General features: G+C 63.5%; 15 protein-coding genes. 7 read left to right on the forward strand and 8 right to left on the reverse strand.

Features of this window, described 5'->3' with window-relative positions:
• The first annotated feature begins 66 nt into the window (after positions 1–66).
• The 4 genes from ACSQ1X_RS09160 (at position 67) to ACSQ1X_RS09175 (ending at position 5,400) form a co-directional block, all read left to right on the forward strand.
• Positions 67–1,674: an ABC transporter substrate-binding protein gene (locus tag ACSQ1X_RS09160; protein WP_436057425.1), complete on the forward strand. Its 1,608-nt coding sequence runs from the start codon at positions 67–69 to the stop codon at positions 1,672–1,674.
• A 106-nt stretch (positions 1,675–1,780) separates the two neighbouring features.
• Complete coding sequence (locus ACSQ1X_RS09165; RefSeq protein WP_436057426.1) at positions 1,781–3,289, forward strand: glycoside hydrolase family 32 protein; 1,509 nt, start codon at positions 1,781–1,783, stop codon at positions 3,287–3,289.
• A gap of 75 nt (positions 3,290–3,364) precedes the next feature.
• On the forward strand, positions 3,365–4,300 hold the full coding sequence (locus ACSQ1X_RS09170; RefSeq protein ID WP_436057427.1) for a carbohydrate kinase family protein: 936 nt from the start codon (positions 3,365–3,367) through the stop codon (positions 4,298–4,300).
• A 101-nt stretch (positions 4,301–4,401) separates the two neighbouring features.
• On the forward strand, positions 4,402–5,400 hold the full coding sequence (locus ACSQ1X_RS09175; RefSeq protein WP_436057428.1) for an aldo/keto reductase family protein: 999 nt from the start codon (positions 4,402–4,404) through the stop codon (positions 5,398–5,400).
• A 529-nt stretch (positions 5,401–5,929) separates the two neighbouring features.
• Here ACSQ1X_RS09175 and ACSQ1X_RS09180 read toward each other — a convergent pair.
• Genes ACSQ1X_RS09180 through ACSQ1X_RS09190 form a run of 3 tightly spaced genes read right to left on the reverse strand, consistent with a single transcriptional unit; the run spans position 5,930 to position 7,965 of the window.
• Complete coding sequence (locus ACSQ1X_RS09180; protein ID WP_436057429.1) at positions 5,930–6,697, reverse strand: SCO1664 family protein; 768 nt, start codon at positions 6,695–6,697, stop codon at positions 5,930–5,932.
• Positions 6,697–7,248, reverse strand: coding sequence for a DUF3090 domain-containing protein (locus ACSQ1X_RS09185; protein WP_436057430.1), 552 nt, complete (start codon positions 7,246–7,248; stop codon positions 6,697–6,699). The genes ACSQ1X_RS09180 and ACSQ1X_RS09185 overlap by 1 nt, the downstream gene beginning before the upstream one ends.
• Positions 7,249–7,272: 24 nt before the next feature.
• Positions 7,273–7,965 carry a histidine phosphatase family protein gene (locus ACSQ1X_RS09190; RefSeq protein WP_436057431.1) on the reverse strand — a complete coding sequence of 231 codons (693 nt, stop codon included), beginning with the start codon at positions 7,963–7,965 and terminating at the stop codon, positions 7,273–7,275.
• 315 nt (positions 7,966–8,280) lie between these two features.
• Between ACSQ1X_RS09190 and ACSQ1X_RS09195 the strand changes: the two genes are divergently transcribed.
• Complete coding sequence (locus ACSQ1X_RS09195; protein WP_055806473.1) at positions 8,281–9,465, forward strand: cation:proton antiporter; 1,185 nt, start codon at positions 8,281–8,283, stop codon at positions 9,463–9,465.
• 323 nt (positions 9,466–9,788) lie between these two features.
• Here ACSQ1X_RS09195 and ACSQ1X_RS09200 read toward each other — a convergent pair whose 3' ends face one another.
• The 5 genes from ACSQ1X_RS09200 to ACSQ1X_RS09220 form a co-directional block, all read right to left on the reverse strand.
• Positions 9,789–12,029 (reverse strand): alpha-galactosidase, encoded by a 2,241-nt coding sequence (locus ACSQ1X_RS09200; protein ID WP_436057432.1) that lies wholly within the window; start codon positions 12,027–12,029, stop codon positions 9,789–9,791.
• Positions 12,030–12,068: 39 nt separating this feature from the next.
• Positions 12,069–13,052 carry a glycosyl hydrolase family 32 gene (locus ACSQ1X_RS09205; protein ID WP_436057433.1) on the reverse strand — a complete coding sequence of 328 codons (984 nt, stop codon included), beginning with the start codon at positions 13,050–13,052 and terminating at the stop codon, positions 12,069–12,071.
• A gap of 56 nt (positions 13,053–13,108) precedes the next feature.
• A complete protein-coding gene (locus ACSQ1X_RS09210) occupies positions 13,109–13,948 on the reverse strand; it encodes a carbohydrate ABC transporter permease (RefSeq protein ID WP_436057434.1) in 840 nt (279 codons plus the stop codon).
• 44 nt (positions 13,949–13,992) lie between these two features.
• On the reverse strand, positions 13,993–14,958 hold the full coding sequence (locus ACSQ1X_RS09215; protein WP_436057435.1) for a carbohydrate ABC transporter permease: 966 nt from the start codon (positions 14,956–14,958) through the stop codon (positions 13,993–13,995).
• Positions 14,959–15,037: 79 nt separating this feature from the next.
• The gene (locus tag ACSQ1X_RS09220) at positions 15,038–16,396 is read right to left on the reverse strand and encodes a sugar ABC transporter substrate-binding protein (protein WP_436057436.1); all 1,359 of its coding nucleotides are present in this window, start codon (positions 16,394–16,396) and stop codon (positions 15,038–15,040) included.
• Positions 16,397–16,630: 234 nt separating this feature from the next.
• Here ACSQ1X_RS09220 and ACSQ1X_RS09225 point away from each other — a divergent pair, with 234 nt between their 5' ends.
• Both ACSQ1X_RS09225 and ACSQ1X_RS09230 read left to right on the forward strand, forming a co-directional pair.
• Positions 16,631–17,647: a LacI family DNA-binding transcriptional regulator gene (locus tag ACSQ1X_RS09225; protein ID WP_436057437.1), complete on the forward strand. Its 1,017-nt coding sequence runs from the start codon at positions 16,631–16,633 to the stop codon at positions 17,645–17,647.
• Between the two features lie 475 nt (positions 17,648–18,122).
• Entirely contained in the window at positions 18,123–19,118 is a 996-nt protein-coding gene (locus tag ACSQ1X_RS09230; protein ID WP_055806455.1) for an NADP-dependent oxidoreductase, read from the forward strand.
• Positions 19,119–19,122: the final 4 nt, after the last annotated feature.

Genomic DNA, 19,122 nt, shown 5'->3' on the forward strand with positions numbered 1-19,122 from the left:
CCTCCCCAATACCTCATGGGCGTCCGCCCTCGGACGCCAGCAAACCCACCTCAGAATAGGAAGACCATGGCAATCAGCCGCAAATACACCGCCCTCGGCGCCATCCTGGCCGGAACATTGACGTTCACCGCCTGCTCCGGCGGCGGCTCGGGCACCACCGAGATCAAGGACGCCTCCGCCGACTTCGGTTTCCAGGAAACCGGATTACCGATCGTCAGCAAGCAACTCACCCTCAAGTTCTCCGGCACGAAAGCGGCGCTGGCGCCGGACTACAACACCATGACCGTGGTCAAGGAATGGGAAAAGGCCACCAACATCCACGTCGACTGGGAAAACCTGCCCGAGACGGTCTTCCAGGAAAAGAAAAACCTCATCCTCGCCAGCGGAGACCTGCCGGACGCTTTCTTCAACACCGGCCTCACCGACGCCGAGATCGCCACATACTCCGCCAGCGGCACCCTCATCCCGCTCGAGGGACTCATCGAGAAGAACGCACCCAACCTCTCCAAGCTGCTCTCGGAACGCCCCGACATCAAGGCAGCCATCACCTCCTCGGACGGGCATATCTACTCCCTGCCTTCGGTGGAAGAGCTTGGCCTGGTCCAGTTTCCCAACGAGCTGGCAATCAACACCTCCTGGCTGAAAAAGCTCAACATCCCGATGCCGAAGACCATCGATGAGTTCCATGACGCCCTGCTCGCGTTCAAAACACAGGACGCGTCCGGCACCGGCAAGACAATCCCGTTGAGCTTCATGCCCGGTTCATGGTGCGGGGACATCGTTGACCTGATCGCCGCCCTCGGCGGAGTGCCGGACAACATGGACCACCGGATCGTCCAGGACGACAAAGTCATCTTTACCCCCACGCAGGACGGCTACAAAAAAGCCATCCAGACCCTGCACGAGTGGTACCAGGAGGGCCTGATCGACCCGGAATCCTTCTCCCAGGATGACAAGGCGTACCTGGCCAAGGGCAAAGCGGCCACGGAAAACCTCGGCTCGTTCGTCTGGTGGGAAGTCCCCGAAATGGTCGGCGCGGACCGTGCCGGAAACTACTCCCTCGTCCCAGTCCTGGAAGGTGTGGACGGCAAGCGGATCGCCAGCCAGTCCAACAACCAGGAAATCGCCCGCGGCGCATTCGCCATCACCCGGGCCAACAAGTACCCGGCAGCAACCGTGCGCTGGGCCGACAACCTCTACGACCCCATCCAGTCAGCCCAGGCCAACTGGGGGCCGATCGGTGAAACCCTCCAGAAAGACGCCAGCGGCCTGCTGACCCAGATCCCGGCGCCGGCCGGGACCAGCGAAGGCGAACGCCGCCAGAAGGTCGCCCCGGGCGGGCCGAAGGCCAACACCGCCGAGAACTTTACAACCGTCGTCGCCCCCGAACCGCGCGCCGCGGAACGCCAGAAAACCGTCGAGGAAAATTACAAGCCCTTCGCCGGCAACGACGGCTACCCCCCGGTGGCACTGTCTACCGAGGAACTCCAGCAGATCACCAGCATCGAGACGGACACCGCATCCCTGGTGAAGCAGAACATCGCCAAATGGATCGTCTCCGGCGGCATCGAGCAGGAATGGGACGGCTACGTCACCCAGCTCAAGAACGTCGGCGTCGAGAAAATGATCGAGGTCTACCAGCAGGCCTACGACCGCTACAAGAAGAACTCCTAACCCCAACAAGACGGGCGGGCCGGCCTACCGGCCCGCCCGCCCCACCTGAGGGAACCCTTGCAAACGGGGGCCCGCCAGACCTGCACAGAAACGAGAACCGTTCTTCATGACTGCCGCTACTGCCACGACAGCCGACACGTACCGGCCGGCCCTGCACTACGCCGCCCGGAACACCTGGCTCAATGACCCCAACGGCCTGATTCATCATGAGGGCGTCTTCCACCTCTACTACCAGAACAACCCCATGGACAACGTCTGGGGAAACATGTCCTGGGGGCACGCCACCTCAACAGATCTGCTGACCTGGACCGAACACCCTGTCGCCATCGCCTGCGACGAGGAAGAAGACATCTTCTCCGGCAGCGTCGTGTTCGACCGGGACAACACCAGCGGATTCGGCACCGACTCGGCTCCGCCGCTCGTCGCCGTCTACACCAGCGCCTACAAACCGGCATCGGAACTTCATGGCGTGCAGGCCCAGTCCCTGGCCTACAGCCTGGACGGGGGCTACACCTGGACCAAGCACTCCGGAAACCCCGTTTTGAACCGGGGATCTGCTGAGTTCCGCGACCCCAAGGTCTTCCGCTACGACGCCGACGCCGGCAGCTACTGGGTCATGGTCGCCGTGGAAGCCACGGAGTTCCAGGTGGTCCTCTACAAATCCCACGACCTCAAGAACTGGGAGCTGCTGAGTGCCTTCGGCCCGGCAAACGCGACCGGCGGCGTCTGGGAATGCCCGGACCTCTTCCCGCTGCCCGTCGACGGCAACCCGGAAAATCTCAAATGGGTACTCACGGTAAACCTCAACCCCGGCGGCCCCAACAGCGGTTCGGCCGGGCAGTACTTCGTCGGGGACTTCGACGGGACAACGTTCACCTCAAGCACCACGGTCACGGAAGGTCTGCAGGATCCGGACAGGCTGGGGGAATACCAGTGGCTCGACTGGGGCCGCGACTACTACGCCGCCGTTTCCTTCAGCGACGCTCCCGACGACCGCCGCCTCATGATCGCGTGGATGAACAACTGGGAATACGCCAACCAAATCCCCACCTCGCCATGGCGCAGTCCCATGTCCCTGGTCCGTGAAGTGTCCCTGGCGAGCATGGACCGGAGCTGGTGTCTGGTACAGCAGGCCGCGGGAGATCTTTCCCCGTCCCCTGACGCTACGCCGTCGTTCGGCCTCGCGGCAGTCGAAATATCCGAAGGTCATCACGTCCTGGACGGCGCAGCCGGCAGTGTCCAACGCATCGACCTCGCTTTCACCCCGGGAACAGCCCACGAATTCGGGCTAGTCGTCCGCGGCGACCGAACACAGGGAACCCGTATCGGCATCCGGCCCACGGAAGGGCTCATCATCGTCGACAGAAGAGAATCCGGGCAAATAGATTTCCATGAATCCTTCGCTTCCCTTGACACCGCCCCGATCCGGACGAGCGGCGGATCCTACGAGCTCACCGTCTATGTGGACCACTGCTCCGTGGAGGTTTTCGCCCAGGGAGGCCAGGTCACCCTTACCGAACTGATCTTTCCCGCAGCCGCCAGCACCGAGGTCTCGCTCTACGCCATCGGGGGCACGGCAACACTCAACAGCCTGAGTATCACTCAATACGCATAGCTGGCACGAGCTTCCGTTCGAAGCGGCCGGCGCGCCCCGTCGACGCTCAACACCCCACCTGAAGAAAGACATGACATGCATTATCTCGAGTCCGCCGGACCGTCCCGGCAACTCCTGGACGTCGTTGTTGTCGGCGAGGCGCTCGTCGACGTCGTCACCTCACCGGAGGGGACGACCGAATACCCGGGCGGGTCACCGGCCAACGTCGCATACGGACTGGGCCGGCTCGGCGTCAACACCGGGTTGCTGACTGCCCTTGGCGAAGACCAGCGCGGTGCCGCCATCGAGCGGCACCTGCGCAGTGCGGGCGTAACGCTCCTTCCCGGCTCAAATTCCCTGGACCGAACGGCGACAGCGACCGCCACACTCGCCAGTGACGGATCCGCCAGTTACGACTTCGACATTTCCTGGGCCCTCGAACCAGTCGCTCCCGCCCACGTCCCAAAGGTGCTTCACACCGGTTCGATCGCCACGTTTCTGGCACCGGGCGCGGCCGCGGTCAAATCACTCCTGCAGCAGTGCCGCCACGTCTGCACGATCACGTATGACCCCAACATCAGGCCCGCCCTGCTCGGCAGCCACTCCGAGGCGAAATCCATCTTCGAAGACCTGGTGCAGCTCACGGACGTCGTCAAACTCAGCGATGAGGACGCCCAATGGCTCTACCCCCGGAAGACCTTGGATGACACCGCCACGCATCTCCTGGGCCTGGGCGCCGGTCTGTCTGTCATCACCAAAGGCTCGCAAGGTTCATTGCTCGCCACGGCTGCGACACGGCTGCACATCCCGTCCGTAGAAGCCGTCGTAGCTGACACTATCGGCGCGGGGGACTCATACATGGCTGCCCTCATCCTGGGGCTCCTCACCCGGGGGACTGACGGCCTCGCACCGGCTGTTCTGGAGCAGCTGGGGCGCACAGCATCCATGGCCGCGGCCATCACAGTGGGGCGCCCGGGCGCAAATCCGCCGACCCTGCAGGAACTCCGGGCCCATTTGCAGCCAGCATCTTAACCGGCGCCGCAAGACCCAACTTTTGACATCTCAAAATCCTCCCTCGCCGCCACCGGGCCGGCAGCCGCAGGCAACACCTGACTCCGAAAGGCACTACGAGCATGGAATACCGCAAACTTGGTTCTTCCGGCATGTACATCAGCGAACTGGCCTACGGAAACTGGGTCACCCACGGTGAACAGATCGACCAGGACACGGCCACGGCCTGCGTCCAGCAGGCCCTGGACCTCGGCATTACCACCTTCGACACCGCGGACACCTACGCCGGCACCCGCGCGGAGCGCACGCTCGGTGAAGCGCTCACCGGTGTGCGGCGTGAAAGCGTCGAGATCTTCACCAAGGTCTATTTCCCCACCGGCGAGGGCCGGAATGACCGCGGGCTGTCCCGCAAGCACATCATGGAATCCGTCAATGCCTCCCTGAAGCGGCTGCAGACCGACTACGTGGACCTCTACCAGGCCCACCGCTACGACTACGAGACACCCCTTGAAGAAACCATGCAAGCCTTCGCCGACGTCATCCGTCACGGCAAAGCCCTCTATATCGGAGTCTCCGAATGGACCGTAGAAGAAATCCGCTCGGGCGCCGCCCTCGCCCGGGAACTAGGATTTCACCTGATCTCCAACCAGCCCCAGTACTCCCTGCTCTGGCGGGTCATCGAACAAGAAATCGTCCCCACCTGCGAAGAGCTGGGACTGGGACAGATTTGCTGGTCACCCATGGCTCAAGGCGTCCTCACCGGAAAGTACGCCCCCGGCCGGCCAGCCCCGGCAGCATCCCGCTTCACAGACGAGGGCGGCAAACTTAAGTCAGACAACCGCTACCTGACCGACAACATCCTCACCCGCGTCCAGCAACTCAAACCGCTCGCTGCCGAGGCCGGGCTGTCCATGCCCGCACTGGCTGTCGCCTGGGTACTTCAAAACCCCAATGTCTCTGCGGCCATCGTCGGAGCCTCCCGCCCGGAGCAGCTCATCGACACCGCCACCGCAGCCGGGGTAAAACTTGACCCGGCCCTTCTGACGCGGGTCGATGACATCCTGGACCCGGTCATCGAACGAGACCCCGCCAAGGTGGAGTCCTTCAAAACCCGCCCGTGAAAGGGAATGCCGGAGCTAAAAGGACATCGCTTCACGGAATCCTCGAAAAGCGACCGTCCACCGAAGCCTCGCCGCCCCGCGCTGCAATGTTGAACCGCGGCACCCGATCGTTGACAGCGAACCAGCGAACCAGCGCGACCGAGGGCTGCGCAGGTCAACAGCCTAATGGGCCGCTGACTGTGGACAAACTCCCTACATGAGGGTCCCTTCGGGGGCCATTTTTCTTGCTACCCGTTCATGGATACCTTCGGCGCGGCGTACATGACACTGCGGATTCTAAGCTTGATGTCCCGAGGCGAGGTACCTGCTGCTGTCTGGCTGGTCTTCCATATCGGTTCATTACCGGCCTGTTGGATGACTACATGACGGAAATGGTGTGACGCCGAAGCACTTATGGCGTTTGGGCAGCGAATTCCGCTCCCAGGAAAATCGCCAGCGGAGCTCGTGCTCAGGAATGATGAGCTCCGCCGCTACCTTCAGATCCATGCCATCAACGTGTACAGCCTGCGAAGCCTTAGCCGTAATTACCTTAGAACAGCGGCCAGGGCACCGCAGACATTTCCCCGCTCGGAGCCGGAAACCGCCCTGCCAGGCGCAATCGGGCGCAGCGCGCGGCTAGCGATGCGATTTCTTCGGCGCTGAGCAAGTCCGCCAGGTCCCGGCCCAGCCCACCGTGCAGTCCTTCGCTGACACGGTCTATGCCGTCGCGTTCCTCGGCGGTCAGAGCGTCTCCCAGCCATCCCCACAGCACCGTGCGCAGCTTGTGGTCACGGTGAAAGGTGAGCCCGTGGTCCACGCCGTGCCGGTGTCCGTCCGTCATGGCAAGGATGTGATCGCCTTTACGGTCGGCGTTGTTCACGACGACGTCGAACACCGCCATGCGTCTAAGCACCGGAGAGTCCTCGTGTATGAGGGCGACCATCCGTCCGTTCTCATCCTGACCCTCGAGGACGTGTTTCCAACCGGTCTCCGGTACGTCGTCCGACGCAACGAGGTCCACCGCGTTTTGGTCTGGGTCTGTCTCCTGCCACAGCTGCACCATCCCTGCGCCGAACGGACCATCGCGCAGCCAGGTGCGTGGCACCACGTTCCAGCCGAGGACCTCCGAAACCAGATAGGCGGCAACCTCCCGGTGGGCAAGGAAGCCGTCGGGAAAATCCCACAGCGGTTTCTCCCCGGCTATCGGCTTATAGACGACTGTCGTGTCGCCGATGCTGCCCAGAAATGTAGCGTTCGACGCCGTGGTGATGCGCCCAGTGAGCGTCAGCTCGGCCGTGAACAGGTCGGGCGCCGGCATCAGACCTCGGGCAGAGTGCAGACGTGCCCGTCGGCGTCTACGGGGTAACCGCAGAGCGGGCACGCGGGACGCCCGGCGCCCACAACCTCACGCGTGCGCTTAGCAAATGCGCGGGCGGTGCCAACCGGCATCCGCACCAGCAGCATTTCGGGCACGTCAGCTTCGTCCTCAAGCGATTCGTCGTTGTTATCTGTGTCGACATCGGTGATCGGGTAGGCCTCTATCACGACCTGCGCCGTCGTCGGGTCCCAACCTAAACTCATGGCGCCGGTCCGAAACTGCTCCTGAACGGCCTCGAGCTGGTCATTGTCAACCAACTCAATGGGAGTACTGGTGGGAACGCTGTGGGGGTTGCCCTCGACGGCGAGAAGCTGGTCGAGAATTTCGTCGATCTTCTCCGCGAGCAGAGCCGACTGCTGCTTCTCCAGGGCAATACTCACGATCTGCGTCCCTGCCCGCACCTGCAGGTAGAACGTGCGCGCACCCGGAAGGCCAATGGTGCCAACGACGACCCGATCAGGCCAGGCAAACTCGTGAACAAGTGTAGGCATGTCAGTATTCTAGGCACATGAAGTTCATGGCGCCTTTTGCCCTGCACCGCCGCCCAAAGGCGCATCGCCAGACTGGATGCCGTTCGACAGCCACGACAGATCACCCGCGTCGGTGTTGGTCGCGTAAACGCTCGGCCGACTAGCGCCGTAGCGCACGATTGATACGGAGGCGGGGCCCACGTTAATACGCTGGAACAGGTCAAGATGCATGCCGAGCGCGTCGGCGAGGATTGACTTGATGATGTCACCGTGACTCACCGCCACCCACACTGCCCCTGGCCCGTACTCGGCTTCAAAGGCTGCATCGTGGCGTCGAATCGCTGCCACCGACCGAGCCTGCATCGCTGCCATGGATTCACCGCCGGGAAAGATGACGGCGGACGGTTGCGACTGAACAACCGGCCACAAATCCTCGGTCGCGAGATCACTGAGCGTGCGGCCCTGCCACTGGCCGTAATCGCACTCGGTGAGATCGAGATCGACCGGCGCGTACGGCGAGCCAGCCTGGCGATCGAGGATGAGCTGGGCGGTCTGCTGACAACGCTCAAGAGGGCTCGACACCACCCCGACCACTGGCACGGCCGCGAGCCGGTCTCCGGTCAGAGCCGCCTGGTCGCGCCCGGTCTGGTCCAGGCTGACGCCGACGGCCCGGCCGGCCAGCAGTCCAGTGGCATTGGCTGTGGTGCGGCCGTGCCGCACGAGAATAACTGTCGCCATTCACCCAGCCTAACCACCCGTTCGATGGCGGTGTGAACCGTACCGGGTCGCGCGTCGAAGTCGACCCCGTCCTGGAGGACGTCCTGTACCCGCTCCGCGTCGGATCCGCCGACGTTGTTGCCACCATTGTCGCGTCGCTCAAGGTCGCCCCCTCGAGCATCGCTGGCCCGAGGGATTCCCGCAATGGTGGCCGATGGCTACCATCGGGTAAGCGCAAGCTACTACACGGACGAAAACGCAGACATTCCAATAAAACTGGCTGACGCGCCGCGGTAACTGCCGCAAGCCAACCGCAATCCCGGTGGAAGGAGGAAGGTGTCGTTCTTTCAGCTTTCGCTGATCGCCGCGGTCGCGCTACTCGGACCGCTGCTGGCACTTCCCCGGAAATGGCATCTGCCCGTGGTGCTAGGGCAGTTACTGGCAGGTATCGCCATCGGGCGCACGGGGTTGGGTCTGGTCGACTCCTCGGACCCCACGTTCACCTTTGTGGCCGACGTAGGGTTCGCCCTCGTTATGTTCGTGGCCGGGACACATGTCCCAGTGCGGGACGAAGCCATCCGCCCGGCACTGGGCGCGGGCGCGCTGCGTGCCGGCATCGCCGCAGTGTTGGCGGCCGTCGTCGGTATCGTCACTGCCTTTGCGTTCGGCACCGGACATGCTCCCCTTTACATTGTTCTGCTCGCTTCCTCGTCGGCAGCCCTGGTCCTGCCGATCGTCGATTCGTTGCGGCTGAGGGGACCAAAGGTCCTGACGACGACGGCGCAAGTGGCGGTAGCGGACATCGCCTGCATTGTGGCGCTTCCGCTTGCTGTCGACCCACCCAACGCGCCGAGGGCCGCCGTTGGGGCAGCCGTCGTCGCGGCGTGCGCGGCGGTTTTGTTCTTTGTACTTCGCTGGCTGGAGCGCAGCGGCACGCGCGGACGGGTGCATGACCTGTCCGAGGATCGGAAGTTCGCCCTGGAGCTGAGGATCCAACTTGCTGTGCTCTTCGCGCTCTCCGGGCTTGCGGTGGCCGGCCACGTGTCCATCATGCTGGCCGGGTTCTCCTTCGGCCTGGTGGTTGCAGCGGTGGGCGAACCCAGGCGACTGGCTCATCAACTGTTCGCCGTCAGCGACGGCTTTCTAGGGCCGGTGTTCTTCGTCTGGCTGGGCGCATCGCTCGATCTGCGCACCCTTGCGATAAGCCCGAAAATGTTTCTCCTCGGTATTTGCCTGGGACTGGGAACCTTGCTGGTCCATGGAAGCCTTCGGCTACTCGGCCAGCCTCTGCCGCTGGCTATGCTTGCAGCGTCCCAGTTAGGAGTGCCGGTTGCCGCTGCCACAATCGGCTCCCAATTGCATTTGTTGGAACCGGGGGAGGCCGCGGCCATGATTCTCGGAGCCCTCATCACCATCGCGGCGAGCACCGCCGCCGGCTCACGGGCCGCCCGCACGTTTACGCAGGCCGCCTCCGCGCCGGAGGGTAACCCGTCCGGGGGCGGCCCGACCTTGGCTGCGTAGTTGGACAGGCTGCAGGCAACTTCCGACAGTCTCCGAGTTCCATGCTGTGGCCGGACCGTTCGGTAGCCCCCACCCAGGAGGGGCACGTTCCCGTTGTAAGCGGAGACGGCTCAGGTGAATGTGGGGCGATCAGGGCCTGAAAGGCTGACAGGACCTTGGAACGCCATGAAAAAGAAGAACCGCAGAGTTCCATCATTACTTGTTCACACCCGAACCCTTCGTCCTCAATGTGGGTGGTGCTGTTTCCGGTGACCTGCAAAGCCTGACCCGGTTTGATGTGTGTGATCATATGGTTCCCTTTGCTGCTCTGGTCGGCGATGGGTTCACGCGGTCTTGGTGATGCGGTAGAGGACCACCTGGTCGGGGTGGATCCGTGGGGAGGCCACGCCGACCTTCGCCAGGACGCTGCCTGGGAGGCTGGCTCCGGGAAATGTCACGTCATCCCGGGTGGCTCCGCGCAGGGAAGTGCGTTCGATCGCCTGGCCGGCGGCTGTTGGCGTACCCCACCATTCGGGCGGCAGGAGCCCGGCGGGCGTGGTCCCTGGGAAGACGGGTTCCACCAGGTACGTTGCGTCCGGGGCGAGTCCGCGGAGTTTCAGGCGTCCGGCAGGATCCGGGTACAGGCTGTCGAGCGCGGCTACCGCGAAGATCGCCCGGGAACGGTCCCTGCTGACGACACCGTGAACCAAAACGTTCGAGTCGGGGCCGTCCATTCGGACGACGTCGCCGGTGAGCAGCTGGCCGCGTTCCTGTTTGTAGAAGTCGATCCATCGGCGCAGGCCTGATAGCTCCTCGGGTGAGGCCTGGGCAAGGTCCCACTCGACGCCGAGATGTCCGAAGATCGCGGTGCCTGCCCGGAATGCCAGGTCGTGCTGGCGGCCGGTGGTGTGGGAGCGCCCTGATGCGATGTGGGAGCCCATGTACTCCGGCGGCAGCAGCTGCGCGGTCCAGCGCAGCATGGTCTGCCGGTCGTGGGGATCGATGTTGTCCGACACCCAGACCCGGTCCGTGTGTTCCAGGACGCCCAGGTCGACGCGGGCGCCGCCCGATGAGCAGGATTCGATTTCCAGCCCCGGATGCAGGGACCGGATTTCCTGCAGCAGGGCGTAGAACGCCAGGGTCTGGTCGTGAACGCCCGGGCGGCCTTCGTGGAGCTGGTTGCCTGCTTCGATGAGGTCGCGGTTGTGGTCCCATTTGATGTAGTCGACCGGGTACTCCGCGAGGATGGCGAGGATCTGCTTCTTGACGTGTTCGTAGGCTTCGGGGATGCCGAGGTTGAGGACCTGCTGGTGGCGCGACTCCACGGGCCATTCGGTGCGGGCGGCCATGATCCATTCCGGGTGTGCTCGGGCGACGTCGCTGTCGGGGTTGACCATTTCCGGTTCGAACCACAGGCCGAACTGCATCCCGAGATCGTGGACGGATTTCACCAGAGGATGGAGCCCGGTGGGCCACACGTCGGGGGAGACCACCCAGTCGCCCAGCCCCGACGTGTCGTCGCGGCGTGAACCGAACCACCCGTCGTCGAGCACGTACCGTTCGACGCCGACGGCGGCGGCACGCTCGGCCAGGTCGATGAGTTTGTCCGCGTCGTGCCCGAAGTACACGGCCTCCCAAACGTTGAGGCTAACCGGTCGATCAGCTGAGACCCGCGGCGTATGGCTGCGCACGTGGGTATGGAAGCGGTGTGCGACCTCGTCGAGTCCCGCCCCGTAGGAGGCGTAGATCCAGGGGCTCATGTAGCTGTGGTCGCGGCCCAGCCGGATTTCGCCTGGCAGGAGCAGCTCCCCGCCGCCGAGCAATTGCTCGCCGGTGAAGACGCGTTCTGCATAGTGCTGGTGATTTCCGCTCCAGGCTGTGTGGACGGCCCAGACGTCGCCATGGCCGAATCCGAATCCGGGCGTTCCTGCGTGCAGGATGAACGCACTGTCGGCCCCCGTGCGGCCTTTGCGGTTCTCGCGCACGTGGGTGCCGGTACGCAGCGTGCCGCGCTGGGGGATCCGTTCATAGTTGTGGTTGCCGGCGAAGTCCAGCAGTTCCGTGGCCTCTGCGGGAATCGGGTAGGACAGGGCGAGGTCTTCGAGCGTGTACTTTTCATCGCACAGGTTGGTCAGTTCTGCCCGGCTGCGCAGCAGCCCGCCCGGGAGCAGCTCCAGCGTCAGGTCGAGGCGCAGCCGTCCGGCGTCATCGAGGGCACTGACTTCGAGAAGACCGGCCCCGGAGGAAGTGAATCCTGTGACCGGGGTGCCGTTCAGTGCCACGGTTTGGGTGCGGAACTTGGGTGACCAGCCAGCGCCGTCGAAGGAGCCCCTTAACCCGGGGCGGCCTGTCCAGCCGCTGTGGTGCCCGGGCAGCAGGCCGGGCCGGGGCGGCAGGTCGACGGTGTTGGAACCGGCCACCGGGACGCTTGCTCCAAGCAGGGCACGGGCCTGATCGGCAGTCAAAGCCGGTAGCGCAGGGCCCCAGTGGACGATGGCGGGAAGCTGGCCGGCCGTGGCGTCTATCAGCACGGTCACTCCGGCGGCGGTCAGCTGCAGGAGCGCGCCCTGGTTATCGGTTGGCATGGAACTCCTCATGCATTGGGTGGTCGGGGCCGTCACGGGTTAAACGGGTTTGGCGGTGTTGGTTTGTTGTGTCGGCGTCGTGGTCAGGCCGCCGCGCTCCTGATCCCAGTGGAGCGGAAGTGGGTCCGAGATGACGCCGTCGAAGGAACCGTCGCTGTTGGCGTTGTGGCAGGCCATCATCATCAGTTGGCCGGCACGGTTCCGTATGACGCGCCCGCTGTAGAGCGGCGCAGTGGTGACGATCGCCGCTGATGCGACGTCGTAGGGTCCGCTGGTTTGGTCCGTTTCCAGGCTCCAGATCCCCCCGCCGCCGAATCCTTCTGCCTTCTTGGCCGCGAGCGTGTCCACTCCGCAGGAGAACAACAGGACGGCCCGGTCGTCCATGACGGTGGTCTGGGGCACTTCGAGGTGTCCGAAGCCGGCACCGGGCCGGCTCAGGGGCGGCCTCACCTCCCAGGTCTCCAGATCCGGCGAGACGGCGTGGCCGATGACGCCGCGGTTGTCGACGTCGCCGTGGTTTGCCCTGGCTGTGATCAGCATGTGCCAGCCGTCGCCAGCCGGATCGGCGAACACCCAGGGGTCCCGCCAGGCTTCTTCCGGCCAGGTCGAATCACCGTATTTTTCGTACCAGCGTGCGTCGGCTTCGATCACGGCGGCGGGGTGCTTGGTCCAGGTGCGGAGGTCCGGGGAGGTTGCGACGCCGATGGCTTCGATGTTGTGTGTTTCGTAGAACCGGGCTCCGGTGTAGAACATCCGCCAGATGCCGTCCGGGCCTTGGACGACGCTACCGGTCCAGGTTGAGGTTGCGTCAAAGGCATCCGGGTCATCGGGCTGCAGGACGACGCCGTGCGAGACCCAGTGGGTCAGGTCCTGTGAGGTGGCGTGCCCGATCCGGGCGTTGCGGTGCCGGAGAGCCGGATCGCCCAGGCTCTTGGGAGCGTGGAGATAGTACATGTGGAAGTTGCCGCCGTCGTCGGCAAGCCAGAAGTCCCACACCCATGAATCCTTAAGACTGAAAACCAAGTGAATTCACCTTTTCTGTTGGTGGCCGCCCGGGCGGGGCCGCTTGGGAGGAAGTGTTAGCCCTTGACTGCGGAGCTGCTGATGCTGGCGACGAACCAGCGCTGGAAGACCAGGAAGACGGCCAGGACCGGGACGATGAACATCGTTCCGAAGGCAAGCACCTGGCCCCACTCCGGTGGCTGCTGGTTTTGGAAGATGCTGATCGCCAGTGGCAGCGGCCGGACGGTGGGATCCGAGACCATCAGGACCGGCCAGAGGTAGGATCCCCACTGCGCCAGGAAGGTCAGGATGGCGACGGTGGCAAACGCCGGTTTCGTAATGGGCACCACGACCTGGAAGAACGTCCGGAATGGCCCGGCACCGTCAAGACGTGCTGCCTCCTCGATTTCGCCCGGAACGTCGAGGAAGAAGGTGTAGAACAGGAAGATCGAGAACGCGTTGGCAATGAACGGAATCGCCTGGATGAAGATGGTGTCCCGCTGCCCGGAGAACATGAAGTACAAAGGCAGGGCGACCGCTTCGAACGGGATGATCGTCAGGACAATCACCAGCAGGAAGATGATCTTCTTCCCGCGCCATTGCATCCTGGCGAAGGAGTAGGCGGCCATGGAATTCACGACAAGGCTGCCTGCAACGACCGCGGTGGTGACAAGGATGGAGACGGCCGCGAACTGTCCGAAGTACCCGGTGGCCCCTGAACCGAGGTGTTCGAAGACGCCGGTGTAGTTGTCGAGGGACAAGTTCGTTGGGACAAAGCCGCTGATCCCGCTGAGTACCTCGGCAGAGGGGCGGAAGCTTCCCACGATGAGGTAGTAGACGGGCAGGAAGAAGAACAGCGAAACAGCTGTCAATATCAGGTAGTGGAGTGCGGTCTGCCAACGGCGTGTGCGTTTCATGCTCCCGCCCCGCCGCCCTGGCTTCACGGTCTTGGACATCGCCATCAGACGCCTCCTCGCTGGCGCGCAACTGCGCGTTGAATGATTGCGATCACGGTGATGATCAGCATGAAGATGACGGTCATGGCGGCAGCCTGCCCCACGTTGTTGTTGTCGAATCCGGTGTTGATGATTTGGGTCATCACGGTCTCGGTCGAACCGCGGTCGACGCTGCCGGACCGGCTCAGGAGATAGACCTGGTCGAAGAGTCGGAAGGAGAAGATCGTGGTGATGAGGGCGACGAAGATCAGGGTATTTCTGATGCCGGGAACCGTCACGTTAAGGAATTGCGCCCATTTGTTGGCGCGGTCCAGCGATGCCGCCTCGTAGAGTTCGGTCGGTACGCTTTGCAGCGCGGCGAGGACGATGATCATCTGGAAGCTGACGCTTTGCCAGATCGACATGACAATGATTGATCCGAGCGCGGTGGAGGGATCGCCGAGCCAGTCGTGGCTGGTTAGGCCACCGCCGCTGAAGAAGCCCAGGATCGCGTTGAGGAGTCCCTGATCGCCCCGGGAGTAGATGAGGCGCCAGATCACGGCCGTCAGGGCCAGCGGGAATACCAGGGGCATGAAGATGAAGGTTCGGAAGACCACCATGCCGCGCAGTTTGCGGTTGACGAGGACCGCCAGGGCCAGGGCGAGTACGGTCTGCACGGGCACGACAATGACGGCGAAGGTGAAGTTGTTCAGCAGTGCGTGGCCAAAGGCTGCTGCCAGGTCCGGATCGGTGAACAAGCGGGTGTACTGTTCGAATCCGACGAAGCGTGCCGGACGCGGGCTGTTGAGCTGGACGCGGTAGAAGGACAGCACGAGGGCGAGCACGAACGGTGCGACCAGGAAGATTGCGAGTCCGAGCAGGGCGGGGCTGGCGAAGAGCGGGCCCGCGAACCGGTGTCCGGAAAGGCCGGCGGACGGCCGTCGCTTTACCGGCGCCGCGGGGGCCTGGATCTGTTGCGTTTGAGTGGTCATAATGGAGGCTTTCGCTGGGAGCGATTCCGGGGGTCCGGCCAGCCGCGGTGGTTGCGGCGGCCGGACGACTGCCGGAGGTCTATTTCTTATATCCGTCGTTGTCGGCGAAGTTCTGGTCGATGGCGCGGGCGGCCGCGCTCAGGGCTTCCTTGGCGTCCTTGCCTGCGTAGATGGCGGCCTCGGCTTTGCCCACCTGGTCCGTGACGACGGGGTAGCCCGCGGTCACCGGCCGGGTGACGCTAACGCAGGTGTCGCTGATCTGGTCCTCCGGGCCGCAGGCCTTGCTCAGCTGATCGCCCAGGAGCTGCAGCTGCTTGCCGGGTCCGTAGAGGGCGGATGCCGCTAGTGCCGTCTTCGTAGCGGGAGGGGCACCGTTGGCGTCGGTGTAAGTGCGGACGCTTTCGTCCGTCATCAGGAAGTCCAGGAACTTCCCGGCCGCGGCGCCGTTCTTCGACCCGGCGCCCATGCCCCAGGCAAAGGTTCCGGATGCGGTTTTGGTGCCCTTGCCGAAGTTCGGCAGTGGGATTGAGACCAGGTCGTTACCCAGGGCCTTGTACGTCGGGTAGGTCCAGTGTCCGACCCAGCTCAGGGCGACGCGTCCGCTCGTGAATGCCAGCCCGTCTGCGTTCGGATCGGTGTATTTCTTCCAGCTGGCGAACTTTGTCAGCGACTTCACGTTGGCGTCTGAGTCCAGCGCTCCGGATGCCTTATTGTCTTTGAGCATGGTGCCGCCCCCGGACCAGATGACGGGCCCGGCCGAGCAGCAGGTTCCCCATTCGCCGGCAAAGCCGTACTGTTCCGAAAGATCCAGCGGTTTGCCTCCCGGGACCACTGCGGTGAGTTTGTCCAGGGCGCCCGTGAATTCGTCAGCTGTCCAGGCCTTCTCCGGGGTGGTCGGGTAGGCAACACCTGCGGTGTCCAGGAGTTTCTTATTGCCCCACAATGCTAGGCCGGCGTTCATCATGCCTACTCCATATACGGCATCATCGACGGTGTTCTGTGCCGTGATGGAGTCCGTCTGGTTCGACAGGGTCGCGTCGGATACGGAGCCTTTAAGTGGGGCCATCTTGCCGTTGTAGACGAAGCTGGCCAGAGTGGGCCCGTCGAAGTCCAGAACATCGGGCAGGTCACCCGGCGCCGCAGAGTTCACGGCCTTGGTGTACTGGTCGGAGGGGAAGAGTTTGAGATTCACTTTGATCTTGCTCTGCGCGCTTTCGAAGTTCGAGATGATCTTCTTCAACGCGTCGTTCTCGGCTGCCTGCCCGTCGACTGCCCAGACATTAATGGTGCCTTCGCCGGAGCCCGCCTCAACGGTGGAACCGCTACCGACTGATCCTGGTCCGCCGCAGCCGGTCAGTGCCATGGCTGCGATGGTTGCAGTGGCCGCGGCGGTGAGGATCCGCGCTGCCCCGCTTCGAGGCTTTGGAATGGTCATCATCATTGATCCCTTCGGAGAATGTGGAGTTTTTTGTAAGAGTTCAAAAGGGCCTGGATATCGTCAGGCGGGGAACGTGAGGAGGATCACTGCTCATTGGCTCGAACACGAGTCTACGCGGGTAGACTCGTTCGCGCAACAACCCGACTCGACGTTGTATTTGCTGGCAGATATCTAAAGACAATGCGTTCCACCCGGGTAGAATGATGTGAACGATGATGTGGAAGGGTGGTCTTCATGGCGAGTCTGCAGGCACAAGCCGGATCAGGAAAAATAACGAGAACCGACGTTGCCCGCTATGCCGGGGTGAGTACGGCGGTTGTTAGCTACGTCATCAACGGTGGCCCCAAGCCGGTCGCGGCAGCGACTGCCGCACGGGTGCATGAGGCCATCAAAGTGCTCCAGTACCAGCCCAATGCAACCGCCCGGGCTCTGACTATGGGATCCGCCCGGCTGCTGGGCATGATTGTCCCGGACAGCACGAACCCGTACTTCGCTGAACTCACGGACACCATCGCGCAGGCTGCTGCCGCACGGGGCTACGCTCTGCTCGCAGCCAACTCCCGTACGGACGCCGACACCGAGCGGCAAAACACCCTCAATCTCGTGTCACGTCAGGTCGACGCGATCATCCTCGCCACGGTGCTCAGCCCCAGCGAAGTCGCCGCTATGCCGGTTCAGGGAATTCCCAGGGTGCTCATTGACCAGTCCAGCACAGTGCACGGCATACCCACGGTCAGCACCGACTTTGAACAGGGAGCCGCACTGGGGGTGCAGCACCTTATCGGGCACGGTCACCAGGATATTGCCATTCTGGTGGGCAAGGATATTGACCCAACCCGCGCGGACCCACGACACAACGGCTGGAAGAAGGCGCTCCTGGAGGCAGGCCTGCCCGAGGGGGCTGCTGAATTCACTGACTTCACCAGGCAAGGCGGCTATGAAGCCACCCGGCGGCTGCTCGAACTACCAAAGAGGCCCACGGCCATCTTCGCGAGCTCCGACCTGCTGGCGGTTGGCGCCCTGCGAGCCATCCACGAGGCCGACCTCTCCATACCCGATGACATTGCCGTGGTCTCGTTCGACGGAACCTCCGAATCGGAATTCAGCTGGCCTCAGCTCACGACTGTCCGGCAGCCCATCAATCAGATCGCCGAAGCGGTCCTCGAAGCGGCCCTCTCCCACAAGGACTCAGCCGGGAAGATCCAGCTCCTCCCCACAGAGCTCATCATCCGCCGGTCCTGCGGCTGCTGACTCATTGCGGGGAGCGCGACGAATACCGCGTCAAAATTGGCGAGTGTGTCCATCGCCGCCCCGACCTTCCGGCGATGAACTCTCAGGAAGCTGGAAATTTCTGAATATGGCTGCTGGTCTGGTGCGAGTTCAGCCAGTGCCGGACCACCTCCCTGGCTTTGGCCAACGTGACCCCTCATGCGACCCCCCTTGACAGAATAATTGAGCGTGCTCATAATTGAGCATACTCGGTTATATTCGTAGGAGCGGGCCCGGTGCGCAGCGTTTACTGAGACAGCGACCCTATGGTGCCGTCCGCAAACGCGAACGTGCTCACCCGGCAGCTACCGAACGCTTCCGGTCCTGGTGTTCCGGTAGTCCGGTCATGGCGTCGCCTTCCAACACTTCCGGGCGTTCGTCGCTGTGGCCCGGGATTTCCTCCGCAGCTAAGGCAACCCAAACCAGCTTCGCCACACGCCCAGAAGGAGCAAGAAACATGAGAGCGTTCGTCATCAACGAATACAAGGGTCCGCTGCAGGAATCGGATGTCCCCGAGCCCACAGTGGGGGAGCATGATGTGCTCGTACAGGTCCAGGCCGCAGGGCTGAACGTACTCGACGAGAAGATCCGAGCGGGCGAGTTCAAGCAGATCCTGCCCTATGCGCTTCCCTTGATTCCAGGCAACGATGTCGCCGGAACAGTCATCCGTGTCGGTTCGAAGGTGCGCGCGTTCAGGTCCGGCGACGAGGTTTATGCCCGCCCCGACAAGGACCGGATCGGCACCTTCGCCGAGCGAATCGCCGTCGCCGAAGCCGATCTGGCCCTCAAACCGGCATCGGTCAGCATGGAGGAGGCCGGCTCCCTGCCGCTGGTTGCGTTGACGGCGTGGCAGGCCCTGGTTGAGCGCGGCAATGTGCAGCCGGGTCAGAAGGTCCTCATCCACGCCGGCGCCGGGGGAGTCGGTTCAATCGCGATCCAGCTCGCCAAGCACCTCGGAGCTACCGTCGCGACCACCGCAAGCGCCGCCAACCTGGAGTTCGTGCGCGGGCTCGGCGCCGACACGGTCATCGACTACCGCAGCCAGGACTTCGGACAGCTCCTGAGCGGCTACGACCTCGTGCTGGACAGCGTCGGCGGCGAGAACCTCAAGAAGTCCCTGCGGGTGCTCAAATCCGGCGGCAAGGCGATTGGGATCGTCGGGCCTCCAGACCCGGCATTTGCACGCGAAGCCGGCCTGAATCCAGTTTTGCGCGTTGCCATCGCTGCCCTGAGCGCAGGCATACGCCGCCAAGCCAAGAAGCTGGGCGTCAGCTACGAGTTCCTGTTTATGCGTGCCAGCGGCGACCAGTTGCGCCAGATCACAGCCCTCATCGACAGCGGCGCTTTGCGCCCGATCGTTGGACGGGTCTTTCCCTTCAATCAGACCATCGAAGCCCTTCAGGGCCTGGAAAAGGGCGGCATCCGCGGCAAAGCCGTCATCAGTAACCCCTGAACAC

The organism is Arthrobacter sp. LjRoot78, assembly GCF_964254335.1.
In the GTDB taxonomy this organism is placed as follows: domain Bacteria; phylum Actinomycetota; class Actinomycetes; order Actinomycetales; family Micrococcaceae; genus Arthrobacter.